Origin of the sequence: Pseudomonas sp. P179 (assembly GCF_000478485.2) — a bacterium.
Lineage (GTDB): Bacteria > Pseudomonadota > Gammaproteobacteria > Pseudomonadales > Pseudomonadaceae > Pseudomonas > Pseudomonas aeruginosa.
The window spans coordinates 5,962,089-5,986,252 of the sequence record NZ_KI517354.1 but is presented as its reverse complement, the minus strand read 5'-3'; the positions used below and the strand labels follow the sequence as shown (position 1 = coordinate 5,986,252).

The following is a 24,164-nucleotide window of genomic DNA, read 5'->3' as shown; positions in this document are numbered from 1 at the left end:
GACCACGCTGTCGCGGTTTTCCTGGGTTTTGCTCGGCTCGCTCATGACTCCCCCTGTTTCTTGTGGGTATCGGGACGAAGACATCGAAAGGCACTCTCCAGTTAAGACCAGCGCCGCCCATCGCTCAAGAAAGGCGCCGTTGCGAAGCGGTTATGCTTGCCTGGCGACTTAGTCTTTTTGGTTCTTACCATATACTCAAACATCACTTTTACGCATAAATATGAACTGGTATCGTGCGCCCACTCCGCGTGGAGCGCGTAGCCGTGCGCGCTGGTTAACGCAGTAAGCCGCATAGCCTGACAGCAGGAATATTCATGTACGTATACGACGAGTACGACCAACGGATCGTCGAGGACCGCGTCAAGCAGTTCCGCGACCAGACCCGCCGTTACCTGGCGGGTGAATTGACCGGTGAGGAGTTCCGCCCGCTGCGCCTGCAGAACGGTCTCTATATCCAGCGCTATGCCCCGATGCTGCGCATCGCCGTTCCCTATGGCCTGCTCTCCTCGCGCCAACTGCGCAAGCTGGCGCAGATCGCCCGCGACTACGACAAGGGCTACGCCCACATCAGCACCCGGCAGAACGTGCAGTTCAACTGGCCGGAGCTGGAAGACGTGCCGGAAATCCTCGCCGAGCTGGCCACCGTGCAGATGCACGCGATTCAGACCAGCGGCAACTGCATCCGCAACACCACCACCGACCAGTTCGCCGGCGTCGCCCGCGACGAGCTGGTGGACCCGCGCCCCTGGTGCGAGATCATCCGCCAATGGTCGACCTTCCACCCCGAGTTCGCCCACCTGCCGCGCAAGTTCAAGATCGCGGTGAACGGCGCGGTGAGCGACCGTGCCGCCATCGAAGTGCACGACATCGGCCTGGAGGCGGTGAAGAACGAGGCCGGCGAGCTCGGCTTCCGCGTCTCGGTCGGCGGCGGCCTGGGCCGAACCCCCATCGTCGGCAGCTTCATCAATGAATTCCTGCCCTGGCAGCACCTGCTCGGCTACCTGGATGCCATCCTGCGCGTCTACAACCGCTATGGCCGGCGCGACAACAAGTACAAGGCGCGGATCAAGATCCTGGTCAAGGCGCTGACCCCGGAAGTCTTCGCCGAGCGCGTCGAGGCCGAATGGGCCAACCTCAAGGACGGACCGAGCACCCTCACCGAGGCGGAAGTCCAGCGCGTCGCCGCGCATTTCGTCGATCCGGCCTACAAGGCCCTCGACGACCTCGACGAGTCCCTCGCCCGGCTCGACGCGGAGCACCCCGGCTTCGCCCGCTGGCGCGCACGCAACACCTTCGCCCACAAGAAGCCCGGCTACGTCGCCGTGACGCTCTCGCTGAAGCCCACCGGCACCGCGCCGGGAGACGTCACCGACAAACAGCTGGAGGCCATCGCCGATCTCGCCGACCGCTACAGCTTCGGCGAGGTGCGCAACAGCCATAACCAGAACATCATTCTCGCCGACGTCGAGCAGGGCGAACTCTTCGCCCTCTGGGGCGAACTGCGCGAACTGGGCTTCGCCACCCCCAACGTCGGCCTGCTGACCGACATCATCTGCTGCCCCGGCGGCGACTTCTGCTCCCTGGCCAACGCCAAGTCGATCCCGATCGCCGAAGCCATCCAGCGCCGCTTCGACAATCTCGACTATCTATTCGACATCGGCGACATCGACCTGAACATCTCCGGTTGCATGAACGCCTGCGGCCATCACCATGTCGGCCACATCGGCATCCTCGGGGTCGACAAGAAAGGCGCGGAGTTCTACCAGGTCTCCCTCGGCGGCAGCTCGGCGCGCGACGCCAGCCTCGGGCAGATCCTCGGCCCGTCCTTCGCCCAGGAGCAGATGGCCGACGTGATCGACAAGATCATCCAGGTCTACGTGGAACGCCGGACCGAGGAAGAACCCTTCATCGACACCTTCCGCCGTATCGGTATCGACCCGTTCAAGGAGCGCGTATATGCAGCGAATCATTAAGGACCGCCAGGTGGTCGACGACCGCTGGCACTTGCTGCCCAAGGACGCGACCCTGGAAAGCGTCCCCAACAGCGACGACGTGATCATCCCGCTGGCCCTGTGGCTCGAGCACGGCCCGGCCCTGCGCGGCCGCGACGGCGGCCTGGGGGTCTGGCTGGACGCGGACGAGGAGCCGGAAAGCATCGCCGGCGACCTCGACAGGTTCCAGGTGATCGCAGTGAACTTCCCCGCCTTTACCGATGGCCGCGGCTTCAGCAGCGCGCGCCTGCTGCGCGAGCGCTACGGCTACAAGGGCGAGATCCGCGCGATCGGCGACGTGCTGCGCGACCAGTTGTTCTTCATGCGCCGCTGCGGCTTCGACGCCTATGCCATCCGTGCCGACCGCAGCCCGGAAGACGCCCTGGCCAGCCTGGACGACTTCAGCGAGGTCTACCAGACCTCGGTGGAGCAGCCGCTACCGCTGTTCCGCCGCCGCGGCTGACCCCCGCCCTGACGAAAAAGCCCCGCAGCCGCGGGGCTTTTTCATTCCCGAGGTCACGGACGCCTCAGGCCGCCCGCACGCTGTCCCAGGCCACCTGCGCCAGCAGTTCGCGACAGTCGGCCAACGCCACCCGGGTTCGCCCGGCCAGCCACTGGCGGGCAAGGTCGTGGGCCGGGCCGATCACCACCGAAGCAAAGCAGTCGTCCGGCATCTCGCGGAACAGGCCCTCGGCCCGATATCCCGCCAGCGCCGCATGGATCCGTGCGAAGTGCGCCTGGTTGTCGGCCCGCAGGCGCTCGCCCAGCTCCCCCGCCTCCACCCGCCCGCGGCTGTGCAGGATGAAGCGTGCCCAGTCGGGATTCGCCACGACCCAGTCGATGTAGCTGGTGACCAGCAACCTGACCGTTTCCTCGGCGCTGCGCGCCCTGGCGAAGCCGGCTTCGAGCAACGCCGCGTACTGGCCGATCCCGGCCAGGTACAGTTCGCCATGGATGCGTTCCTTGTTGCCGAAATGGTGGTAGAGGCTACCGATGCTCGCTCCGGAACGGTCGCGGATCATCTCGATGGTGGTGGCGTCTACGCCATGCTCGCTGAAGCAGGCCAGGGCGGCCTGGAGAATCTCGTCTTTGCGGGAAGAACGGCCCATGTCGGTCCTTGTCGTTAATCGTCGAAACGCTGACTAGAATATTTTTCTAGAATAAATTTCTAAACTTCGTATACTGCCCCGGTGCGCACACATCTTCAATCCTGAAACGCCCGGAGTTTTCCATGAGTCAGATGATGCAGATGTACCAGCAGGTCGGCCCGGCCCAGTTCAGCGCCATGATCGGCCAGTTCGCACCCTATTTCGCCAGCATCGCCCCGCAGTTCGTCGAACTGCGTCCCGGCTATGCCGAAGTCACCTTCCCCAAGCGCCGCGAGGTGCTGAACCATATCGGCACGGTGCATGCCATCGCCCTGTGCAATGCCGCCGAACTGGCCGCCGGGACCATGACCGACGCCTCGATTCCCGCCGGCCATCGCTGGATTCCGCGCGGCATGACCGTCGAGTACCTGGCCAAGGCCACTGGCGACGTGCGCGCGGTGGCCGACGGCAGCCAGATCGACTGGCAAGCCACCGGCAACCTGGTGGTGCCGGTGGTCGCCTATGTCGACGACAAGCCGGTATTCCGCGCCGAGATCACCATGTACGTCAGCCAGGCCTGACCGCCAAGGCGCCCCGGCCGTGCTTTCGGCCGGCTGGAGGCGCCCTGGCGGCCAGCTCTATTCTCGAAGCCATGAGCAGACCACGGAGACCGGCATGAACCCTCCGCAACCACGCCTCATCGATAACGGCAACGGCCATCCGCTGGCCAGCCATTGGTACCGGCCTGCCGGGGAGCCGCGCGGCTATCTCCTGATCGTCCCGGCGATGGGCGTGGAACAGCGCTTCTACGCGCCCTTCGCCGCCTGGCTGGCAGAGCGCGGCTACCTGGCCATCACCTTCGACTACCTGGGCATGGGGCAATCGCGCAACGGCTCGCTGCGCGGTCTCGAGGTCGATGTGCTGGGCTGGGCCCGTCATGACTGCAGCGCCATGCTCGCCGCCGCGCTCGCCGAGAGCGGGAGCAAGCCCCTGTACTGGATCGGCCATAGCCTGGGCGGCCAGATCCTGCCCTTCGTCGAAGGGCGCGAGCGTATCGATAGGGTCTTCAGCATCGCCAGCGGCAGTGGCTACTGGAAGGAAAACAGCCCGCGGTTGCGCAACAAGGTCTGGTTGTTCTGGTACCTCGTCGCGCCCCTGCTGACGCCGCTGCTCGGCTATTTTCCCGGGCGCCGCCTGGGCATGGTCGGCGACCTGCCGCGCGGGGTGATCGAACAATGGCGACGCTGGTGCCTGCATCCGCAGTACGCCCTCGCGGATGGCGAGGCCATCCGCCGCGCCTTCTCCGCCGTACGCACGCCCATCGTGTCGCTGTCGTTCACCGACGATGAAATGATGTCCCGACGCAGCATCGAGTCGCTGCTGGGCTTCTACCGCGAAGCGCCGAAAACCGCCTGGCGCATCGCTCCCGAGGAAATCGGCGCCCGCCACATCGGCCATTTCGGCTTCTTCCGGCCGCAGTTCGCCGAATCGCTATGGGCGGGCTACCTGTTGCCGGAGCTGGGCTCCGGCAACGCCCTCAGCCGAGGTTGACCAGCACCCGGCCGACCAGCTTGCCGGCGAGGATCTGGTTGATCGCCCCCGGCAGCTCTTCGAGGGCGATCTCGCGCGCCACCTCTTCGAGGTTGTCGAGCTTCCATTGCAGCGACAGCTTGTCCCACATGGATGCCTTGACCACCAGCGGCAGTTCCACCGAGTCCACCCCGAGCAGGTTGACCCCGCGCAGGATGAACGGCAGCACCGAGGCCTTGAAGCCGGCGCCGGCGGTCAGGCCGCAGCAGGCGACGCTGCCGCCGTACTGCAACGACTTGACCACGTTGAAGAGGATGTCGCCGCCGACGGTGTCCACCGCGCCGGCCCACTGTTCCTTGAGCAACGGCTTGTCGACGCCATCGGCCACGGTGGCGCGATCGAGGATCTGCTTGGCCCCCAGGCGGTTGAGGAACTCGGCCTGCTCCAGCTTGCCGGTGGCGGCCGCCACGGTGTAGCCGAGCTTGGCCAGCAGTTCCACGGCGATACTGCCGACCCCGCCGCTGGCGCCGGTGACCAGCACCGAGCCATGGTCGGGGCGCAGGCCGCTGCGCTCCAGCTTTTCGACGCAGAGCGCCGCGGTCAGGCCGGCGGTGCCGAGGATCATCGCCTCGCGCAGGCTCAGGCCTTGCGGGCGCTTGATCACCCAGGCCGCGGGCACGCGGATGTACTGGCCGAAACCGCCGGCGGTGTTCATGCCCAGGTCGTAGCCGGTGACGATCACCTCGTCACCGGCCGCGAACTCGGCCACCGAGGACTCGGCGACCACACCGGCGGCATCGATGCCGGGGGTATGCGGGTACTTGCGGGTCACCCCGCGGTTGCCGCTGGCGGACAGCGCATCCTTGTAGTTCAGCGAGGAATACTGCACGCGGATCAGTACGTCGCCCGCCGGCAGGTCGCCGGTATCGCGCTCGACCACCTGCGTTTCGTAAACGCCGTGGGGCGCTTCCGTCACCCACAACGCCTTGAATACAGCCATTTCGACCTCCTCTCGTGAAAACCCTGAAGACAGCGTGTTCGTCCCTGTCGGCGCCGGCCTATTGCCAGAACTTCTGCTGGTTGAGCCGCCCCCACCAGGTCACCAGCACGCGGTCGATAACCACGCTGGCGGCCAGGCCGACGCGTTCCTGCAGGCTCTTGCGCTCGACGAATTGCACCTGGTAGACATCGCGCTCCCTGGCCTGCTCGGCCAGGTACTCGTCGCTGGTCTTGAGTTCGTCCACCAGCAGCTTGCCCAGTGCGGCCTGGCCCAGCCAGACCTCGCCGGTGGCGATCTCGTCCATGTTCAGTTGCGGCCGGTAGTGGGCCACGAAGTTCTTGAACAGTTCGTGGGTCACCTCCAGGTCCTCCTGGAACTTTTCCCGGCCCTTCTCGGTGTTCTCGCCGAATACCGTCAGCGTACGCTTGTATTCGCCGGCGGTAAGCACCTCGAAGTCAATATCGTGCTTCTTCAACAGCCGGTGGACGTTGGGCAACTGCGCCACCACGCCGATCGAGCCGAGGATGGCGAAGGGCGCGGAAAGGATCCGATCGCCGATGCAGGCCATCATGTAGCCGCCGCTGGCCGCCACCTTGTCGACGCACACGGTCAGCGGCACGCCGGCCTGGCGGATGCGCGCCAGTTGCGAGGCCGCCAGGCCGTAGCCATGGACCATGCCACCGCCGCTTTCCAGGCGCAGCACCACCTCGTCGTCCTTGCCCGCCATGCTCAGCACCGCAGTCACTTCGTGGCGCAGTTGCTCGGTAGCCGAGGCCTTGATGTCGCCGTCGAAATCGAGCACGTAGACCCGCGACTTCTGTTCAGGATGTTTCTTCGCCTGCTTCGCCGCCTTGCTCTCCTCCTTGCGCAAGGCCTTGAGGCTGGCCTTGTCGAGGACGCTGTGGCGGACCCGCTCGCGCAGGTCCTTGTAGAAATCGTTGAGCTTCTGCACGTCGAGGTGCCCGCCTGCGCCGCGCCGGCCGCGGCCGCGCAGGGCGACGATCACCACCAGCACCACGATGATCGCCGCCAGCACGGTCACGGTCCTGGCCAGAAAGCCCGCATATTCGGCAATGAACTCCACACAACCCCCTCTCTACTGTTGACGCACCCGTCTACGGGCGACACGATTGCGCAAGCATACCCAGGCCACCGACGGGCGGCCAGCGATGCCACTGCCTGGAGAGCCTTTGCAGGGCGCGCCCGGAGCAGCCGATAAAGGCAGCGAATGACATTCAAACAAGCGTATGTTTTTTCGTTGACAGCCCTGGGTGATCCTCATACCCTCGCGGAACTTTCACCCGCCGAGGTCCGCCCGTGGGCAGCATCTACCTGATTCGACATGGCCAGGCGTCGTTCGGTGCCGACGACTACGACGTGCTGTCGCCGACCGGCATCCGCCAGGCGGAAATCCTCGGCGACCACCTGCTGAACCTCGGCGTACGTTTCGACCGCGTCCTCAGCGGCGGCTTGCGCCGCCAGCAGCACACCGCCCGCGCCGCCCTCGAACGCCTGGAGTCCTCCGGGCTGGCCACGCCGGAGCTGGAAGTCGATCCGGCGTTCAACGAATTCGAAGCCGACGCGGTGATCCGCGCGCACCTGCCGGACCTGCTCGATGAGCAGCCGGAAGCCTTGCACATCCTTCGCCATGCGGCCGAGCATCGGGCCGAGTTCCAGCGCCTGTTCTCCACCATCATCGCGCGCTGGGTTTCCGGCAACCATGAGAAAGATGGGCTGGAAAGCTGGCAGGAATTCCTCGATAAGGTCCATGACGGTCTTCGTCGTCTGCTGGCGCAGGCCAGCGGCAAGGACAGGGTCGCCGTGTTCACCTCCGGCGGTACCATTACCGCCCTGCTCCAACTGATCGTCGGCGTTCCGCCGCTCAAGGCCTTCGAGCTGAACTGGCAGATCGTCAATACCTCGCTGACTCGCCTGAAATTCCGCGGCGAGGAAGTGTCCCTGGCTTCCTTCAACAGTCACGTGCACCTGGAACTGTTGAAGGCGCCGGAACTCATCACCTATCGATGAGCCGGCCTACCGCGACCGTTCCGGTCGCCGAAAAAACCCTAGAAGAAAGGAATAGAACCCATGACCACCGTTGCTGACATCGTCTCCACCATGAAAAGCAAGTTCAACGCCAGCGCGGCCGCCGGCCTGGATCTGGTGTTCCAGTTCAACATCGAAGACGGCGACAACCACTACCTGGTCGTCAAGGACGGTACCTGCGAAGTGGTACAGGGCGACGCCGAGAACCCCAACGTCACCCTGATCATGGACAGCGAAACCCTGAAGGGCATCACCAGCGGCGAGACCGACGGCATGCAGGCCTTCATGGCCGGCAAGCTGCGCGCCGAAGGCGACATGATGCTGGCGATGAAGCTGGGCGAACTGTTCCCGGTCTGACCGTTTCCGGCGCCATGCCAGAAGGAAAACCGGAGTCCCTCGCGGCTCCGGTTTTTTTTCGTCCGGCATTCCTCCAGGCCGACGATCAGGGACCGTGATGGAGCGGCAACACGCTTGCCCATAACGCCCGGCGGCGGCTTGTGAGGGCCGGGACAGGGCATTAGATTAGCCAATTATCGCCGGTCACCATCATTGCGCAGCCTGATGCGCGCACCGGCTCCCGCGGCTCCGCCGTGGCACCACGAGAAGGGAACCCCATGTCGCTGACCGACCAATCCACTCGCATCCGCGCCGGCGAAGAACTCGACGCCGCCGTCATCGACCCGTACCTGAAAGCCCATATCCCCGGCCTCGAAGGCACCCCGAAGATCAGCCAGTTCCCCGGTGGCGCGTCCAACCTGACCTACCTGATCGAGTATCCGCGCCAGGAGTTCGTCCTGCGTCGCCCGCCATTCGGCCACAAGGCCAAGTCGGCCCACGACATGGGCCGCGAATACCGCATCCTGAACCAGTTGAACGCAGGCTTCCCCTACTGCCCGAAAGCCTACCTCTACTGCACCGACGAGTCGGTGATCGGCGCCGAGTTCTACGTCATGGAACGGGTCAAGGGCATCATCCTGCGCGCCGAACTGCCGCCAGAGCTGAATCTCGACGAACAACAGACCCGCAGCCTGTGCAAGAGCTTCATCGACAAGTTCGTCGAACTGCACAACGTCGACTACGCCGCCTGCGGACTGGCCGACCTGGGCCGCCCGGACGGCTACGTGCAGCGCCAGATCGCCGGCTGGACCGACCGCTACGAGAAGGCCCTGACCCCCGACGCGCCGCTCTGGGAACCGGTCAAGGCCTGGCTCAAGGACAAGCAGCCGGCCGATCACCACAAGCCGGGCATCGTGCACAACGACTACCGCTTCGACAACGTGATCCTCGACCCGGACAACCCGATGCAGATCATCGGCGTGCTGGACTGGGAACTGGCCACCCTCGGCGATCCGCTGATGGACCTCGGCAACACCCTCGCCTACTGGGTGGAAGCCGGCGACCCGGCTCCGGTGCAACTGACCCGCCGCCAGCCCAGCCACCTGCCGGGCATGCTGACCCGCCGGGAGTTCGCCGACTACTACGCCGAGCGGGCCGGGATCCCGCCGATCGACAACCTGGACTTCTACTACACCTATGGCCTGTTCCGTCTTGCCGGCATCGTCCAGCAGATCTACTACCGCTACTACCACGGGCAGACCCAGGACAAGCGTTTCGCCCAGTTCGTGCAGATGAACAAGCTGCTGGAGCAGATGAGCCTGCAGGCCATCGAGCGCTCCCGCCTGTAACCGACCACTACAAGGGGATAGCCCATGTCCAAGACCCACCTGTTCGACCTCGACGGCAAGATCGCCTTCGTTTCCGGCGCCAGCCGCGGCATCGGCGAGGCGATAGCCAAGCTGCTGGCCCAGCAAGGTGCCCACGTGATCGTCTCGAGCCGCAAGATCGATGGCTGCCAGGCGGTCGCCGACGCGATCACCGCGGAGGGCGGCAAGGCCACCGCGATCGCCTGCCACATCGGCGAGATGGAGCAGATCCAGAACGTCTTCGCACAGATCCGCGAGCAGTTCGGCCGCCTCGACATCCTGGTCAACAACGCCGCCACCAACCCGCAGTTCTGCAACGTACTGGAAACCGACCTCGGCGCCTTCCAGAAGACCGTCGACGTCAACATCCGCGGCTACTACTTCATGTCCATCGAGGGCGGCAAGCTGATGAAGGAACACGGCGGCGGCAGCATCATCAACGTGGCCTCGATCAATGGCGTATCGCCCGGCGAGTTCCAGGGCATCTACTCGGTGACCAAGGCCGCCGTGATCAGCATGACCAAGGTCTTCGCCAAGGAATGCGCGCAGTTCGGCATCCGCTGCAACGCCCTCCTGCCAGGGTTGACCGACACCAAGTTCGCTTCGGCGCTGGTGAAGAACGACGCGATCCGCAACCTCGCCCTGCAGCGCATCCCGCTCAAGCGCGTGGCCGAGCCGAGCGAAATGGCAGGCGCCGTGCTCTACCTGGCTAGCGAAGCGTCCAGCTACACCACCGGCGTGGCGCTGAACGTCGACGGCGGCTTCCTTTCCTGACGGAACGGCGAACGCGCGAAGAGGGAGCCAGGGCTCCCTCTTTTCATTTCAGGATTGCCAATGCCTCGCACCAGCGCGGGACAGGCGCCCCACGGCTATTCACCTGCGTTCTCGGGTAGCCGGACGAGTACCCCCATAGGCGTTACCCGCCGCTTCCACTTCAGTTGCCGACCCGCCAGCCACCGTTCACCGACACCACCGTTCCGGTGACGAACCCCGCCTCGGGCGAGGCCAGCCAGGCCACCGCCGCGGCGATGTCCTCGACCCGGCCGGTCCTGCCCAGCGGGGTCTCGCCGACGATGGCGGCGACCCGTTGCGGATCGAGGCCGCCGGGAAAGAACCGGGTGTCGGCGATGTAACCCGGCGCCACGCTGTTCACCGTGATCCCGCGCGAACCGAGTTCCCGCGCCAGGGCCACGCCGAAGCCATGCAGGCCGGCCTTGGCTGCCGCATAGCCCAGCGCACCAGGACTGCCGCTACCGGTCTGCGCAGCGATCGATCCGATATGGATGATCCGCCCGCCCTCTTCCGCGAAATGCGGCAACACCGCCAGCGACATGAGGAACGCGCTTTTCAGGTTGCCGTCCAGCAGCGCATCCCATTCCCGCTCGGCCTCAGCCAGCGGAGTGGTGGCGGCGATCTTTCGGGTGAACCCGGCGTTGTTCACCAGCACGTCGAGCCCCTGGAAGGTGTCGCCAACCCAGGCGGCCACCGCCTCGACAGCTTCGCGACGGGAAAGATCGGCGGCCATCCAGGGCACACCGCCCAACTCGGCGGCAGCGCGTTGCAGACGCTGGGAATCACGGGCCACCAGGGCGATCCGATAACCCTGTTGCCGAAGGCGCCGGGCGATGGCCAGGCCGATGCCCGACGAGCCGCCGGTGACCAGGGCGGTACGGGGGATTGGAGAATGAGTGTGCATGACGGGCTTCCTCTGTAATGGATGGAACGCCTCGTCTGGCCAGAGCGAGCGTACGGATGGATTTTCGACGGATCCGCCGCGATATATCCAATACTGTCTTTCTTAACTCACCATATCCGGGAGATATCGCAATGGCCGACTTACGCCAGTTCCGCCAGTTCGTCGCGGTTGCCGAGGAGCTGAGCTTCCGCCGCGCCGCTGAGCGCCTGCACATGGCCCAGCCACCGCTGACCACTGCGATCCGGCGGCTGGAAGAAGAAGTCGGCGCCAGCCTGCTGGAGCGTGACAACCGTATCCACCGCCTGACGCCGGCAGGCCGCGCGTTCCTCGACGAAGCCCGGCGCACCCTGGCCCAGGCCGAACGCACCCTGGCGGCCGCGCGCAGCGCCGCCAGCGGACGCAGAACGTTGCGCCTGGCGTTCGTCGACAGCACCATCAATATTCTGCTACCGCGCATACTCCAGGCGTTCCGCCAACAGCATGGCGCGCTGGACTTCCAGCTCCAGGAAGACACCACCGCAGGGCAACTGGAGGCGCTGCGCGAAGACCGCATCGATGCCGGCCTGATCGTCCTGCCGGTCGACCGCCAGCCCGGCCTGTACACACATCTACTGGTGGACGGCGACATGCGCGTGGCATTGCCCGAAGGGCATCGGCTGGCACGCCATGCGCGCCTGCGCCTGGAACAACTGGCCGGAGAACCCTGGCTGCTGTTTCCACGGCACTATGGGCCGGGCATGCACGACCTGATCGTCGCCGCCTGCGCGGCAGCCGGCTTCGTCCCGGAGGTGGTGCAGGAGGCGCGGCAGATGCAGACCATCGCCGGGCTGGTGGCCGGCGGCATCGGCGTCGCGCTAGTGCCTTCGCTGCTACAACCATTGCGCCCGCCGGGGGTCACCTTTCGTCCCCTGCAAGGGCGGCGGGCGCGAATTCCCTATCGGCTGGCGCTGGCCTACCGCACGCCGTCGGAACTCATCGAACGCTTTCGCGAAACCGCCCAGGCGATCGCCGCCGCCCCGGCTTTTCGCATGGCCTAGCGCCAGTCCCTGAGCGCCTCCTCGGCCGCCAGGTTCATCGGCTCGGCAAGCAGCCCGGCGACGCCGTAGTTCACCGCGAACACCGCCTTGTCCGCCATCGGCAGGAAAGTCACCCGCCCCGCCAGCGGCTCGAACAGGAACAGGTCGTGCTCGCCGGCCCGCAGCCAGCGCCAGAGATCGACCCCCAGCGGACTCTGCGACAAGCCCAGGCGGCGGCCCCGGGACTGCTGCTCGAGGGCCAGGAAGCGGCCGCTGAGCGCGTCGAGGCGATAGCCCGGCGCCAGACCGATCAACGCGGCCAGCCCCTTCCAGCGGAAAATCCGCGCGTCCAGTTGCCAGAGTTCGCCGTCCAGCACCACGCTGCGCTCGTTGGCGCCCTCCTGGATCAGCACCCGGTAGCGCTGCGGCCCTTCGGCCTGGAAGCTCAGGGTGGCCATCGGCTGCTCGGGCTTGAGCAGCGAATAGCTGCGCAGGTCCCAGGCGAGCACCAGCAGCAGCGCCGCCACGGCGACGAAGGCCAAGCCGCAGGTGCCGCGCAGCCAGCCGAGGAACCAGGTGCGTTCGAAGAGGATGCGCCCCGCGACCAGGGCGGCCAGCAAGGCCAGTAACGCGAATGCCCAGGCCAGACCGTCGTACTGCATGCAAGCGATTCCTTCTGCGTGAAATTGCGGGCATTATGCGCACCCCTCCTCCCGACGGCCAGCGAGGCCGTTTCCCGATTGGAAGCAGGTCCGGTTTTTCATGCCCTTCGAACTCGCGATAGACCCCAGCACCCTGATCATCCTGGCCGTGGTGGCCTTTCTCGCCGGCTTCATCGACGCCATCGCCGGCGGCGGCGGCCTGTTGACCATCCCTGCGCTGCTCACCGCCGGGGTCCCGCCGCACCTGGCGCTGGGTACCAACAAGCTGAGCTCGACCTTCGGTGCGGCGACCGCCAGCTACACCTTCTACCGGCGCAAGCTGTTCCATCCCGGGAAGTGGCGCAACGGTCTGCTCGCCACCGCGATCGGCGCCGCCATAGGCGCCTGGGCGGCTCACCTGCTGCCCGCCGAGTGGCTGAACCGGATGCTCCCGGTGGTGGTATTCACCTGCGGCCTCTACATGCTCTTCGGCGGCACGCCGAAGGCGCCGCTGGACGCCGATGCGCCGCTCGGACGCAAGCGCCAGTGGCCGCAGGGTCTCGCCCTGGGCTTCTACGACGGCGTGGCGGGACCGGGCACCGGAGCGTTCTGGACCGTCAGCTCGCTGCTCATGTACCCGCTGGACCTGGTCCGCGCCAGCGGTGTGGCGCGGAGCATGAACTTCGTCAGCAACATAGTGGCGCTGGCGGTGTTCATCGCCTCCGGCCAGGTGATCTGGTTGCTCGGCCTGTGCATGGGTGCGTCGCTGATGGTCGGCGCCTATTTCGGCGCGCGCACCGCCATCGGCGGCGGGGCGAAGTTCATTCGCCCGGTGTTCATCCTGGTGGTCCTGGCGCTGACCGCGCGGCTAGCCTGGCAGCACTGGTTCAGCGGCGCCTGAGCGGCGCGCCAGGTACAGGTCGATCAGGTGCCGGGCGATCGAGCGCTGCGCCGGTAGCGGCGGCAAGGCATCGAGGGAGAACCACTGGGCGTCCTCGATCTCGTCTTCCTGCGGGACGATCTCGCCGGACACGTACTCGGCGTGGAAACCGAGCATCAGCGAATGCGGGAACGGCCAGTTCTGGCTGCCGATGTATTCGAGATTGGCGACCTCCACCCCGACCTCTTCGCGCACCTCGCGGACCACGCACTGCTCCACCGACTCGCCGGCCTCGACGAAGCCGGCCAGGGTACTGTAGACCCCCGGCACGAAGCGCGGCGAACGCGCCAGCAACACCTCGTCGCCCCGGGTCACCAGGACGATCATGCTCGGCGACAGGCGCGGGTACTGGTGCAGCCCGCACTGCGGACACTGCATCACCCGCTCGTGGTCCTGCGCCTGCATGCGTGTGCCGCAATTGCCGCAGAACCGGTTGTGACGTGCCCAGATGCCGATCTGGCTGGCATAGCCGAGCATGCAGAACTGATCGAAATCGCCGTGCAGCATGAACTGCCGCAACGGCGCCCAGGCCATGCCCGGCAGCTCGATCGGCTCGTCCAGTTCCAGCACGTAGACCGGCTCGCCCTGCCAATGGCCGACCCCATGTTCGGCGAGCAGCGGGAGTTCCTGGCGCTTCAGCCATTCGCGGGGGAACAGCAGGCCGTTGTCGTCCTGGAGGAAGCGCTGCTGACAGTGCGCGAGCACCCAGCCGCCGACCTGGGCGGTAGCCGGCCGACCTGCCTGCCAGCGGAACTCGCCGGCCATCAGGCGGCCACCGGCAGTCCGAGCGCCTTGACGCTGGCGCTGGCCAGGTCGAGGACGTCCGGCTGGCCCTGCGGACGCAGCACGGCACCGCCCTCGAGATAGTATTCGAGACTGGTCAGGGCGTCGGCGAGGGTTTCCAGCATCTGTTCCGAAGGCATCTGCGCGGTCTCGATCATGCGCTGCTGGATGTAGTCGGCGCAGCCGCCGACCAGCAGCGCGGCGCGCTCCTGACCGAGGAACCAGAGACCGCCCCGGACCGCCTGCAGGCTGGCCGGGACGTTGGCCAGGTTGAGCTTGTCGCCATTGGATTCCAGGTACGCGGTGATCGCACGCTTGGCCAGGGCCAGGCCGGCCTTGGCCTCCTCGATCACCACGATGCGCGCCTCGGCCAACTGGTGCACGGCGAACGCATCGGCTTCCTGCCCGGGCTCCGCCGGAGTCGGCCGGATGATGCGGCGCTCGCCGCGCTCGAGGTTGCCGACCATGCTTTCCACGTAGAGCACCGCATCGGCCAGGCGCAGCAACGCCGGCGGCGAATCGGCGACGCCGCTGGCAGCCCAGGCGGCCACGGTGGGTAGCTGGGTCTGCAGGGCGGTGCCGGCCGAGTTCAGGCCGACCATGCCGAGGGTCTTGCTCAGCTTGCCCAGTTGCGCATGCAGGTTGGTCAGGCTATCCGGCTGGGCCACGCCGCGCTCGATCAGGTCGAGCATGTCCTTGACCCCGGCGAGTTCCTCGCGGATCGCCGTGGACAGCGAACGCATCACCGACTGGCCGGGGCCGGACAGGCGCTGCGATTCCTCTTCCAGCAGGTGGTCGGTGAACGGCAGCGGCGCCAGCCCATGCAGTTCGCGGACCTCGCGCGAACGCGGGCCCTGGCCGTCGGACAGCGCCACCAGGTAAAGCAGTTCCTTGAGCAGATGGCGCGGCGCCTCGTAGGCCGGGCCGATCAGCAATTGCTTGAGCTCGCGGTCGATGCGCGAGAACAGTTGCTTGCGCGACTTGCGCGGCAACAGTTGGCCATCGACGATCGACTCGATCGCCGCGGCGCCGATCCAGCACAGCCGCGAACGGGCCACCCCGCCGTGCAGGCTGTCGAGGCGCGCCAGCGCGCGGCCCATCAGCTTGAGGCTGGGATAGAGGTTCTGTTCGCGGATCAGGCCGAGCAGGCCGATCTGGTACATGTGGCGCATCCGCCGGCTTTCCTCGCCCAGTTCGGCTTCGGAAGGCAGGTGGTCGATGGCAGTGCTCGGCGGCCGCGGGATATCCAGGCGGGCGCTGAAGAAGAAGCTTTCCGGCAGCGCCGGCTGCCCTGCGGCACAGCGCACTTCGTTGATCGCCGGCAAGAGCAGCTCGGGGATCTCCTGGCGATTGGCCTCGACGTTCTCCAGGTAGCGGCGCAGCACGTACAGGGCGTTGCCCAGGGCTGCCAGCTGGCCGTCGCGCTCCTCGCTGACGCCGGTGGGAATGTCGGTCGCCAGCTGCAGGGCTTCCTGGGCCAGCAGCTCGGCGCCGGCCAGCTCGATCAGGTTGAGGGTGCCGCGGATCTGTTGCAGGCATTCGACGGCGTGCTGCAGCAGGCTGCCGTTCTGCCGCTCGGCAATGAACTGCTCAAGACCCTGTTCGGCCTGTTCCATGGTGGCGAACAACTCGTCGCGCACCAGACTGAGGGACGTGGCTCCTGTGACCATCGGTCTAGTGCGCCTCCCGCGCAAGAATATACAACGGCATCAATCAGCGAATTCCGGCTTCTGCTTGGCCATATGCGCGGCCATCGCCACCCGCAGGTCGGCGGACTGGAGCATGGCGGCGTTCCAGGTAGCGACGTACTCGAGGCCGTCGTCGACCCGGTGGTCGCGCATATAGCGGATCATTTCCTTGGTACCACGGATGGCGATCGGCGACTTCGCGGCGATCTGCCGCGCCAGTTCGAAGACCCCATCCATCAATGCGGCCTGGTCCGCGTAGGTACGATTGACCAGGCCGATGCTCCGTGCCTCTTCGCCGTCGACCATGCGCCCGGTGTAGGCCAGCTCGCGCATCATGCCATCGCCGATGATCCGCGGCAGGCGCTGCAGGGTGCCGACGTCGGCGGCCATGCCGATGTCGATCTCCTTGATCGAGAACTGCGCGTCGGCGGTCGAGTAGCGCATGTCGCAGGCCGAGACCAGGTCGATGGCGCCGCCCAGGCAGTAGCCCTGGATCGCCGCGAGCACCGGCTTGCGGCAGTTGTCGACCGCGTTGAACGAGGCCTGCAGCTCGAGAATCTTGCGACGCAGGGCGTCGGCGTTGCGGCCGACGTCCTTGCCCAGTTGGCTGCCGACCTGGGCCAGCAGCATCAGGTCGATCCCCGAGGAAAAATGCTTGCCCGCCCCGGACAGCACGACCACCCGCACTTCGTCGGTATCGTCGACCCAGCGGAAGATCTCGATGATCTCGCGCCAGAAGTCCTGGTTCATGGCATTGATCTTGTCCGGACGGTTGATCTGGACGTGGGCGATCTTGTCTGCCAGCTCCACACGGAATGCGTTGTACTCGGTCACGGCGATAGTCCTCGGCAGAGCAACTGCGCTGTCAGAACGCAGAGATTTTTGTTGTGCGGAAAATCCCGCAACTATAACAAGGGCGAGCCAAATGTCGATGCTGCACTATGTGATGCACGGCACGCCCATTGATACCGCAATCTCTTCGATGATTGCGCTAAACGCTTGATCCAACGAAAGTCCTGCTGGCATTTTCAGTCTTTTCCTTGCCGTGGAGTCCATCGTGAGCAGTCCCCTGAGCCAGGCTTTCGCACAGAACTTCCTCGGGCATTCGCCGCGCTGGTACAAGCTGACGGTGCTCGCCTTCCTCTTGCTCAACCCCCTGCTGCTATGGCTGGCCGGGCCGGTGACAAGCGCCTGGGTGCTGGTCGGCGAGTTCATCTTCACCCTGGCCATGGCGCTGAAATGCTATCCGCTACAGCCGGGTGGCCTGTTGGTGCTGGAGGCGCTGCTGCTTGGCCTGGCTACCCCCGAGGCGCTCTATGCGGAATTGCAGCACAACTTCCCGGTGCTCCTGCTGCTGATGTTCATGGTCGCCGGCATCTACTTCATGAAGGACCTGCTGCTCCTGCTGTTTTCCCGCCTGCTGCTCGGCGTGCGCTCGAAGACCCTGCTATCGCTCCTGTTCTGCCTGCTGGCCGCCCTCCTCTCGGCCTTCCTCGACGCCCTCACCGTGACCGCCGTGGTGATCAGCGTGGCGGTGGCATTCTTCGCCGTGTATCACCGGGTCGCTTCGGGGCAGCGCGCCAGCGAGGACTACGATCCCGCCACCGACCGCCAGGTCCCCGAGCTGCACCGGGCCCATCTCGAGGAATTCCGCGCCTTCCTCCGCAGCCTGCTCATGCACGCGGCGGTCGGCACCGCGCTGGGCGGCGTCTGCACCCTGGTGGGAGAGCCGCAGAACCTGCTGATCGGCCACGAGGCCGGCTGGCATTTCGTCGAGTTCTTCCGCCAGGTCGCGCCGGTATCCATGCCGGTACTGGCGGCCGGCCTGCTGACCTGCGTGCTGCTGGAGAAGAGCCGCCGCTTCGGCTATGGCGCCCAGTTGCCGGCGGCGGTGCGCCAGGTGCTCGCCGAGTACGCCGCCAGCGAAAGCCGCAAACGCGGAGCGCAGCAGAAGGCCGCGCTGCTGGTGCAGGCCCTGGCGGCGCTGGTACTGATCGTCGGGCTGGCCCTGCATGTCGCCGAGGTCGGCCTGATCGGCCTGTTGGTGATCGTGCTGATCACTGCCTTCACCGGCGTCACCGACGAACACCAGATCGGCCGCGCCTTCCAGGAGGCCCTGCCGTTCACTGCGCTGCTGGTGGTGTTCTTCGCGGTGGTCGCGGTGATCCACCAGCAGCACCTGTTCACCCCGATCATCCAGGCGGTGCTGGCGCTGCCGGCGGAACGCCAGCCGGGCATGCTGTTCATCGCCAACGGCCTGCTCTCGGCGATCAGCGACAACGTATTCGTCGCCACCATCTACATCACCGAGGTGAAACAGGCGCTGGATGCCGGCCACATGAGCCGCGAGCATTTCGATACCCTGGCGGTGGCGATCAATACCGGCACCAACCTGCCCAGCGTAGCGACGCCCAACGGCCAGGCGGCGTTCCTCTTCCTGCTGACCTCCTCCATCGCCCCGCTGGTGCGCCTGTCGTACGGCCGCATGGTCTGGATGGCGCTACCCTACACCCTGGTGATGGGCGGCCTGGGCTGGTGGGCGGTCAGTCATTGGCTTTGAGCGTCGGCACTCCGTTGACCTGGTTGCGCCATTGCCGCCAGGTGTACATTGGGATACCGGCCATCAGCACCAGGAAGCCCCAGAAGATCGCCTGCTGGCCGGTGCCATACAGCGCCCATAGCGAGTAGGCGAAGCCCAGCGAGCCGATCACCAGCAATTGCCGGCGTGAACGCGGCGAGAACTCGTCCGGTCGCACCGCCAGCAGTTGCAACAGCGCGGCGGTGCAGAACGCGTAGGGGACCACCCCGGTCATGGTGCCGAGCAGGATGATCACGTTGAACACATCGACCAGGTCGCCATGCCCGTCGACCATCACCAGCGCCGTCACCAGCAGCCCCGAGGCCAGCAGGCCGTGGGCCGGCGCGCCGTTCTTGTTGAGCTGGCCGAGCGACTCCGGGAACAGCCCGTCGCGCGCCGGAGCCACCGGGATCTGGCCCTGCAACAGGACCCAGCCATTGAGCGCGCCCAGGCAGGCGATCACCGCCCCGGCAGCCACCAGGTAGTAGCCCCAGTCGCCCATCAGGATCCGCGCCGCGTCGGCGAACGGCGAGGTGGAGCGGGCCAGCACCTCCGGCGGCATCAGGCCCTGCACCGCAGTGATCGAGAGGATGTAGAGGGCCGCCGCGGCCAGCGTGCCGAACAGGGTCGCACGGGGAATGGTGCGGCGCGGATCCTCGACGTCGTCGGCCGGCACGGTGGCCGACTCCAGGCCGATGAACGACCACAGGGTCAGCGCCGCGGTGGTGGCGATCGCCTGGGCATAGCCCATGTTCGGCAGCTCGCTGCGCGCCGGGATCGCCAGGTGCTCGGGATTGAAGTGGAACCAGCCGAGGATACCGACCAGCAACAACGGCAGCAGCTTGAGGATGGTCAGCAGGTTCTGCACCACGCTGAAGGTGCCGATGCCTCGCAGGTTGATCAGGGTGCACAGCCAGATCGCGGCGATGGCCACGCTGACCATCAGCAGCGGATCCGCCAGCGCCGGGATGAATACCCGCAGGTAGCCGACCAGGGTCACGGCGATCGCCGCGTTGCCGATCCAGGCGGCTTTCCAGTAGGTCCAGGCGCACAGGTAGCCGGCGAAGCTGCCGAAACCGTCGCGGGTATAGGCGTAGGGGCCGCCGGCGCCGGGGTTGACCCGCGCCAGGCGGGCGAAGGTCAGCGCCAGCAGCACCGCGCCGGTGCTCGACACCAGCCAGCCGAACAGGCTGAGCCCGCCGAACGCCGCCAGGCTGGAGGGAAGCAGGAAGACTCCCGAACCGACCATGTTGCCGATCACCAGCGCGCTGCAGGTCCAGAACCCCATGCCGCGCTTGCCGGCCTTCTCTCCCCCCGCCATCGACACCCCTTAGCCTGTCGGCCTCATTCCTTTATGCATTCAACGGTATAGCAGCGCCCGGACGGTCCGTCCTGATGCTGCAGGCCGTGCACATCGGAGTCGAAACCAGGGAAGGCGCGCTCGAAGGTCCGCGCGAACTCGAGATAGTCGAGGATCGAGCGGGTCGCCTCGGTGAAGCGCTCACCCGGCATGATCAGCGGGATACCCGGCGGATAGGGTACCAGCATGACGGCAGCGATGCGCCCTTCCAACCGAGCGATCGGTACCGCCTCGACCTCGCCGCGCACCAGCTTGTCGTAGGCCTCGGACGGCCGCATCGCGACCTCCGGCAGCACCGTGTACATGCGCTTCATGGCCTTCGCCGTGGCGTTGTCGCGGTAGCTGGCGTGCATGGCGTCGCTGAGGTCGCGCAGGCCCACGCCGTTGTAGCGCTTGCCGCCGGCCTGGGCCACGGAGGGCAAGACGTCAAGCAGCGGCAGGTTGGCGTCGTAACAGCGCTTGAATTCGAGCAGTTCGGTGACCAGGGTGCTCCACTTGCCCTTGGTGATGCCCATCGAGAACAGCACCAGGAAGGAGTAGAGACCGGTTTTCTCCACCACCAGCCCGCGCTCCCAGAGGAAGCGGCTGACGATGGCGGCCGGAATCCCCTGCTCGCTGAGCTTGCCGCCAGCGCTCAGGCCCGGGGTGGTCAGGGTGACCTTGATCGGGTCGAGCAGCACGTAGTCTTCGGCGATATCGCCGAAGCCGTGCCAGTCGGCGCTCGGCTCCAGCACCCAGTCATGGGTGCCGACCTGGTCGGTGCCCTCCACCTGCTCCGGCTGCCAGACGCCGAACCACCAGTCGTTCCGGTCCAGGTTCTGCCGTACGTTGGCCAGGGCCCGGCGGAAGCTGAGGGCCTCGTCGAAGGTCTCCTGGATCAGCGAACGCCCGGCGGGCCCTTCCATCATCGCCGAAGCCACGTCCAGCGAAGCGATGATGCCGTACTGCGGCGAGGTCGAGATGTGCATCATGAAGGCTTCGTTGAAGCGCGCCACGTCCAGCTTCCGGGTCCCGCCATCCTGCACGTGGATCATCGAGGCCTGGCTGAAGGCGGCGAGCATCTTGTGCGTGGAGTGGGTGGCGAACACCAGGGGTCCCTCCTCGCTGCGCGAGGTGCCCATGCCATAGCGTCCGTCGTAGAACTCGTGGAACGCGGCATAGGCGTACCAAGCCTCGTCGAAGTGCAACACCTCGACGCTGTCGCCGAGGGTCTGCTTGATCAGCTCGGCGTTGTAGCACAGGCCGTCGTAGGTGGAGTTAGTCACCACCGCCAGCTTCACCTTCGGCTCGCGGCCGCGCGCCAGCGGGCTGGCGGCGATCTTCGCGGCGATCGACTGCTTGCTGAATTCGCTCAGCGGGATCGGCCCGATGATCCCCAGTTCGTTGCGTTCCGGAGTCAGGTAGAGCGGTATCGCCCCGGTCATGATGATCGAGTGGAGGATCGACTTGTGGCAGTTGCGGTCCACCAGCACCAGGTCTTCGCGACCGACCATGGAGTGCCAGACGATCTTGTTCGCGGTGGAAGTGCCATTGATCACGAAGAAGGTATGGTCGGCGCCGAAATTGCGCGCGGCACGGTCCTCGGCCTCGGCCAGGGGGCCGGTATGGTCGAGCAGCGATCCCAGCTCGGGGACCGAGACCGACAGGTCGGAACGCAGCGTGTTCTCCCCGAAGAACTGGTGGAACGCCTGTCCCACCGGACTCTTGCGATAGGCGACACCGCCGCCGTGGCCCGGCGTATGCCAGGAATAGTTGGACTGCGCGGTGTGCTCGACCAGCGCACGGAAGAATGGCGGCAGCAGCCCGGCCAGGTAGTTGCGCGCCGCCCGGGCGACCTGGCGGGCGAGGAACGGCACGGTGTCTTCGAACAGATAGAGGATGCCGCGCAACTGGTGCAGGTCGGCCATGGACTCGGCCGGCGCGTTCTCGATGGTCACCTGCTCGCCGAGGGCGAAGATCGGCAATTGCGGCGCCCGCACGCGGGCCACGCGGATCAGTTCGACCACATCCTGCAGCAGGCGCTGGTTTTCCCCGGCACCTTCGGCGGCGACCAGGATGCAGGCCAGGCCGTGGTGGGTGGAAGCGACGATGCGCCCCTCGGCGGAGCTGGCGGTGGAGAGAATGCTGAAGCCGTCCTGCTCCAGTTCGTGGGCGATGCCCCGCACGCGTTCGCCGGCAACGGTGTCGGCCTTGATGTCGCGATGGACGATGAGGACGGGAAATTTGAGGTCTTTATACATTGTTGATCCCGAGCAGCAGGCGGGCGAACCCCGCCGGTCGGCTCAGGGTAGAGACTTGCCGGCACGCGCGTAACCCCCGGCGGCTTGCCCTTGTAAGAAAAGGTCGCGGCAACACAAGTCGGCGCGCCGCGCTTGCCTCCGCTCCCGCCAGCGAGGAGCATGGACCTCTCTGCCCTGCTACGGAGCGACAACGATGCGCAGCGCTTATCGGATCGTCAGCGATCACTATGCGGCCTCTAGCCGTGGGGACCTCGCCGGAATGCTGGCGGACATGGACGAACGCACCGAATGGACGGAAATGGCCGGTTTCCCGCTGGCCGGCACCTATGTCGGCGCGGCCGCCATCGGCGCCGGTGTGTTCCAGGCCTTGCAGCGGGACTGGGAGGGCTTCAGGGTCGAGATCGAGCGCCTGATCGACGGCGGCGACAGCGTGGTCGCCGTCGGTCGATATGCAGCGACCCACCGTCGCAGCGGCAAGTCGTTCGAAGCGCGCGTGGCACACGTATGGACGGTGGAGGACGGCAGGATCCGCCGTTTCGAGCAGTTCTGCGACACCTTGCTGGTGGAGCGGGCGACGCGCTGAACGCGGCGCCCGTGGTGCATGGGCAGGCTATTCGCCGACCGGCGCTTCCAGTTGCGCCCAGAGTGACGGACCACCTGCCGACTTCTCGATCACCGCCAGCCGCGCCGCATGCGCAGCCAGCTCTTCGGCGTTGGCGCGCAGCACCGGGGTGGCTACCCGCGCCGGATCGAGCCGACGGATCGGGCTGACCATCGGCCGGCCGCTGCCGTCGCCTTCCGCGCCGCTGCCGGCCAGCGACAGGCTGGTCTGGCCGCCGGTCATCGCCAGGTAGACGTCGGCGAGGATCTCGGCGTCGAGCAACGCGCCGTGCAGGTCGCGGCCGGAGTTGTCCACGCCGTAGCGCTTGCACAACGCATCGAGGTTGTTGCGCTGGCCCGGATGGCGCTCGCGGGCCATCAGCAGGGTATCCAGCACCGAGCAGTACTCGGTCACGTCCGAGCGGTCCTGCTGGCCCAGCAGGGCGAACTCGTTGTTGATGAAGCCGATATCGAACGCCGCGTTGTGGATGATCAGCTGGGCGCCGCGGATGAATTCGAAGAAATCGTTGGCGACCTCGCGGAAGCGCGGCTTGTCCTTCAGGTATTCGTTGGTGATGCCGTGGACGGCGATCGCCCCTTCGTCGACCTCGCGATCGGGTTGCAGGTAGACGTGGAAGTGGCGACCGGTCAGGCGGCGCCCCTCCAGCTCGACACAGCCGATCTCGATGATCCGGTGACCATCGGTCACCGGCATGCCGGTGGTTTCGGTATCCAGTACGACGCTACGCATCTATAGAGCCTTTCTCTGTTTCGCTGCAGCCGTGGCTGCTGAACGCTTGTTTCGGTGTGGCCGCTCAGCGCGGCAATTCGGCGACGCCACGGTTGGCCAACTGGTCGGCCCGCTCGTTGCCGGGGTCGCCGGTATGCCCGCGGACCCACTGCCACTCCACCTGGTGCCGGGCGACCTGTTCATCCAGGGCCTGCCAGAGGTCGGCATTCTTGACAGGCTGCTTGCTGGCGGTCTTCCAGCCGCGCTTCTTCCAGTTCGGCAACCATTCGGTGATGCCGCGCATCACGTATTCCGAGTCGGTGATCAGACGGATCGGACAGGAACGCTTGAGTGCCGCCAGCGCCTGGATCGCCGCCATCAGCTCCATGCGGTTGTTGGTGGTGTCCGGCTCGCCGCCCCAAAGCTCTCGCTCGGCGCCCTTGTAGAGGAGCAACGCCCCCCAGCCGCCGCGCCCAGGGTTGCCCTTGCAGGCGCCGTCGGTATAGATCACTACCTGTTCTTTATCTGTCATGC

Annotated in this window: 24 protein-coding genes; 12 read left to right on the top strand and 12 right to left on the bottom strand. The window is 66.2% G+C overall.

All coding sequences use genetic code 11. From position 1 onward, the window contains the following. Window positions 1-314: 314 nt before the first annotated feature. Together HMPREF1224_RS39945 and HMPREF1224_RS39940 are read left to right on the top strand one after the other, a co-directional pair. Window positions 315-1,973, top strand: coding sequence for a nitrite/sulfite reductase (locus HMPREF1224_RS39945; RefSeq protein WP_003098180.1), 1,659 nt, complete (start codon window positions 315-317; stop codon window positions 1,971-1,973). After that, on the top strand, window positions 1,957-2,454 hold the full coding sequence (locus HMPREF1224_RS39940) for a DUF934 domain-containing protein (RefSeq protein WP_003088003.1): 498 nt from the start codon (window positions 1,957-1,959) through the stop codon (window positions 2,452-2,454). Before HMPREF1224_RS39945 ends, HMPREF1224_RS39940 begins: the two co-directional genes overlap by 17 nt. A 64-nt stretch (window positions 2,455-2,518) precedes the next feature. Here HMPREF1224_RS39940 and HMPREF1224_RS39935 read toward each other — a convergent pair whose 3' ends face one another. Further along, window positions 2,519-3,100: a TetR/AcrR family transcriptional regulator gene (locus tag HMPREF1224_RS39935; protein ID WP_003098179.1), complete on the bottom strand. Its 582-nt coding sequence runs from the start codon at window positions 3,098-3,100 to the stop codon at window positions 2,519-2,521. Window positions 3,101-3,222: 122 nt separating this feature from the next. Here HMPREF1224_RS39935 and HMPREF1224_RS39930 point away from each other — a divergent pair, with 122 nt between their 5' ends. Both HMPREF1224_RS39930 and HMPREF1224_RS39925 read left to right on the top strand, forming a co-directional pair. Then, entirely contained in the window at window positions 3,223-3,660 is a 438-nt protein-coding gene (locus HMPREF1224_RS39930; RefSeq protein ID WP_003098177.1) for a hotdog fold domain-containing protein, read from the top strand. Window positions 3,661-3,754: 94 nt separating this feature from the next. Beyond that, window positions 3,755-4,630, top strand: a complete 876-nt coding sequence (locus tag HMPREF1224_RS39925; protein WP_003117684.1) for an alpha/beta hydrolase family protein — start codon at window positions 3,755-3,757, stop codon at window positions 4,628-4,630. Here HMPREF1224_RS39925 and HMPREF1224_RS39920 read toward each other — a convergent pair. Then, window positions 4,617-5,609 (bottom strand): YhdH/YhfP family quinone oxidoreductase, encoded by a 993-nt coding sequence (locus HMPREF1224_RS39920; RefSeq protein ID WP_003087998.1) that lies wholly within the window; start codon window positions 5,607-5,609, stop codon window positions 4,617-4,619. The two genes, HMPREF1224_RS39925 and HMPREF1224_RS39920, sit on opposite strands and share 14 nt — an antisense overlap. A 58-nt stretch (window positions 5,610-5,667) precedes the next feature. Further along, window positions 5,668-6,693 (bottom strand): protease SohB, encoded by a 1,026-nt coding sequence (sohB, locus tag HMPREF1224_RS39915; protein WP_003087997.1) that lies wholly within the window; start codon window positions 6,691-6,693, stop codon window positions 5,668-5,670. 233 nt (window positions 6,694-6,926) lie between these two features. Between sohB and HMPREF1224_RS39910 the strand changes: the two genes are divergently transcribed. The 4 genes from HMPREF1224_RS39910 to HMPREF1224_RS39895 all read left to right on the top strand — a co-directional run bounded on the left by HMPREF1224_RS39910 (window position 6,927) and on the right by HMPREF1224_RS39895 (window position 10,132). Then, window positions 6,927-7,637 (top strand): histidine phosphatase family protein, encoded by a 711-nt coding sequence (locus HMPREF1224_RS39910; protein ID WP_003098172.1) that lies wholly within the window; start codon window positions 6,927-6,929, stop codon window positions 7,635-7,637. 60 nt (window positions 7,638-7,697) lie between these two features. Further along, a complete protein-coding gene (locus HMPREF1224_RS39905) occupies window positions 7,698-8,012 on the top strand; it encodes an SCP2 sterol-binding domain-containing protein (RefSeq protein WP_003087993.1) in 315 nt (104 codons plus the stop codon). 257 nt (window positions 8,013-8,269) lie between these two features. Further along, the gene (locus tag HMPREF1224_RS39900) at window positions 8,270-9,340 is read left to right on the top strand and encodes a phosphotransferase family protein (RefSeq protein WP_003087989.1); all 1,071 of its coding nucleotides are present in this window, start codon (window positions 8,270-8,272) and stop codon (window positions 9,338-9,340) included. Between the two features lie 24 nt (window positions 9,341-9,364). Beyond that, window positions 9,365-10,132 (top strand): SDR family oxidoreductase, encoded by a 768-nt coding sequence (locus tag HMPREF1224_RS39895; protein WP_003087987.1) that lies wholly within the window; start codon window positions 9,365-9,367, stop codon window positions 10,130-10,132. 160 nt (window positions 10,133-10,292) lie between these two features. Here HMPREF1224_RS39895 and HMPREF1224_RS39890 read toward each other — a convergent pair whose 3' ends face one another. After that, window positions 10,293-11,054: an SDR family NAD(P)-dependent oxidoreductase gene (locus tag HMPREF1224_RS39890; protein ID WP_003113599.1), complete on the bottom strand. Its 762-nt coding sequence runs from the start codon at window positions 11,052-11,054 to the stop codon at window positions 10,293-10,295. A 131-nt stretch (window positions 11,055-11,185) separates the two neighbouring features. On the opposite strand from HMPREF1224_RS39890, the gene HMPREF1224_RS39885 reads away from it, so the two are divergent. Then, the gene (locus HMPREF1224_RS39885) at window positions 11,186-12,091 is read left to right on the top strand and encodes a LysR family transcriptional regulator (protein ID WP_003098166.1); all 906 of its coding nucleotides are present in this window, start codon (window positions 11,186-11,188) and stop codon (window positions 12,089-12,091) included. On the opposite strand, the gene HMPREF1224_RS39880 is transcribed toward HMPREF1224_RS39885, so the two are convergent. After that, the gene (locus HMPREF1224_RS39880; protein ID WP_003113597.1) at window positions 12,088-12,732 is read right to left on the bottom strand and encodes a hypothetical protein; all 645 of its coding nucleotides are present in this window, start codon (window positions 12,730-12,732) and stop codon (window positions 12,088-12,090) included. The genes HMPREF1224_RS39885 and HMPREF1224_RS39880 overlap by 4 nt on opposite strands. Window positions 12,733-12,832: 100 nt before the next feature. On the opposite strand from HMPREF1224_RS39880, the gene HMPREF1224_RS39875 reads away from it, so the two are divergent. Continuing rightward, window positions 12,833-13,612 (top strand): TSUP family transporter, encoded by a 780-nt coding sequence (locus HMPREF1224_RS39875; protein WP_003113596.1) that lies wholly within the window; start codon window positions 12,833-12,835, stop codon window positions 13,610-13,612. On the opposite strand, the gene nudC is transcribed toward HMPREF1224_RS39875, so the two are convergent. Genes nudC through HMPREF1224_RS39860 form a run of 3 tightly spaced genes read right to left on the bottom strand, consistent with a single transcriptional unit; the run spans window position 13,580 to window position 16,956 of the window. Then, entirely contained in the window at window positions 13,580-14,416 is an 837-nt protein-coding gene (nudC, locus tag HMPREF1224_RS39870) for an NAD(+) diphosphatase (protein ID WP_003113595.1), read from the bottom strand. The genes HMPREF1224_RS39875 and nudC overlap by 33 nt on opposite strands. Beyond that, window positions 14,416-16,104 (bottom strand): type IV pilus/biofilm regulator FimL, encoded by a 1,689-nt coding sequence (gene fimL / locus HMPREF1224_RS39865; RefSeq protein WP_003098159.1) that lies wholly within the window; start codon window positions 16,102-16,104, stop codon window positions 14,416-14,418. The genes nudC and fimL overlap by 1 nt, the downstream gene beginning before the upstream one ends. 39 nt (window positions 16,105-16,143) lie before the next feature. Continuing rightward, window positions 16,144-16,956 (bottom strand): crotonase/enoyl-CoA hydratase family protein, encoded by an 813-nt coding sequence (locus HMPREF1224_RS39860; protein WP_003087972.1) that lies wholly within the window; start codon window positions 16,954-16,956, stop codon window positions 16,144-16,146. Between the two features lie 223 nt (window positions 16,957-17,179). Here HMPREF1224_RS39860 and nhaB point away from each other — a divergent pair, with 223 nt between their 5' ends. After that, entirely contained in the window at window positions 17,180-18,682 is a 1,503-nt protein-coding gene (gene nhaB / locus HMPREF1224_RS39855; protein ID WP_003113594.1) for a sodium/proton antiporter NhaB, read from the top strand. Here the strand turns inward: nhaB and HMPREF1224_RS39850 are convergent. Together HMPREF1224_RS39850 and ldcA are read right to left on the bottom strand one after the other, a co-directional pair. Beyond that, complete coding sequence (locus HMPREF1224_RS39850) at window positions 18,666-20,021, bottom strand: amino acid permease (RefSeq protein WP_003117687.1); 1,356 nt, start codon at window positions 20,019-20,021, stop codon at window positions 18,666-18,668. The genes nhaB and HMPREF1224_RS39850 overlap by 17 nt on opposite strands. Before the next feature lie 23 nt (window positions 20,022-20,044). Then, window positions 20,045-22,300 (bottom strand): lysine-specific pyridoxal 5'-phosphate-dependent carboxylase LdcA, encoded by a 2,256-nt coding sequence (ldcA, locus tag HMPREF1224_RS39845; RefSeq protein WP_003113592.1) that lies wholly within the window; start codon window positions 22,298-22,300, stop codon window positions 20,045-20,047. 193 nt (window positions 22,301-22,493) lie between these two features. On the opposite strand from ldcA, the gene HMPREF1224_RS39840 reads away from it, so the two are divergent. Further along, window positions 22,494-22,883, top strand: a complete 390-nt coding sequence (locus tag HMPREF1224_RS39840; RefSeq protein WP_003132809.1) for a nuclear transport factor 2 family protein — start codon at window positions 22,494-22,496, stop codon at window positions 22,881-22,883. A gap of 27 nt (window positions 22,884-22,910) precedes the next feature. Here the strand turns inward: HMPREF1224_RS39840 and dnaQ are convergent, their stop codons facing one another. Both dnaQ and rnhA read right to left on the bottom strand, forming a co-directional pair. Next, window positions 22,911-23,651, bottom strand: a complete 741-nt coding sequence (gene dnaQ, locus HMPREF1224_RS39835; RefSeq protein ID WP_003087958.1) for a DNA polymerase III subunit epsilon — start codon at window positions 23,649-23,651, stop codon at window positions 22,911-22,913. Window positions 23,652-23,715: 64 nt separating this feature from the next. Beyond that, complete coding sequence (gene rnhA / locus HMPREF1224_RS39830) at window positions 23,716-24,162, bottom strand: ribonuclease HI (RefSeq protein WP_003087954.1); 447 nt, start codon at window positions 24,160-24,162, stop codon at window positions 23,716-23,718. Window positions 24,163-24,164: the final 2 nt, after the last annotated feature.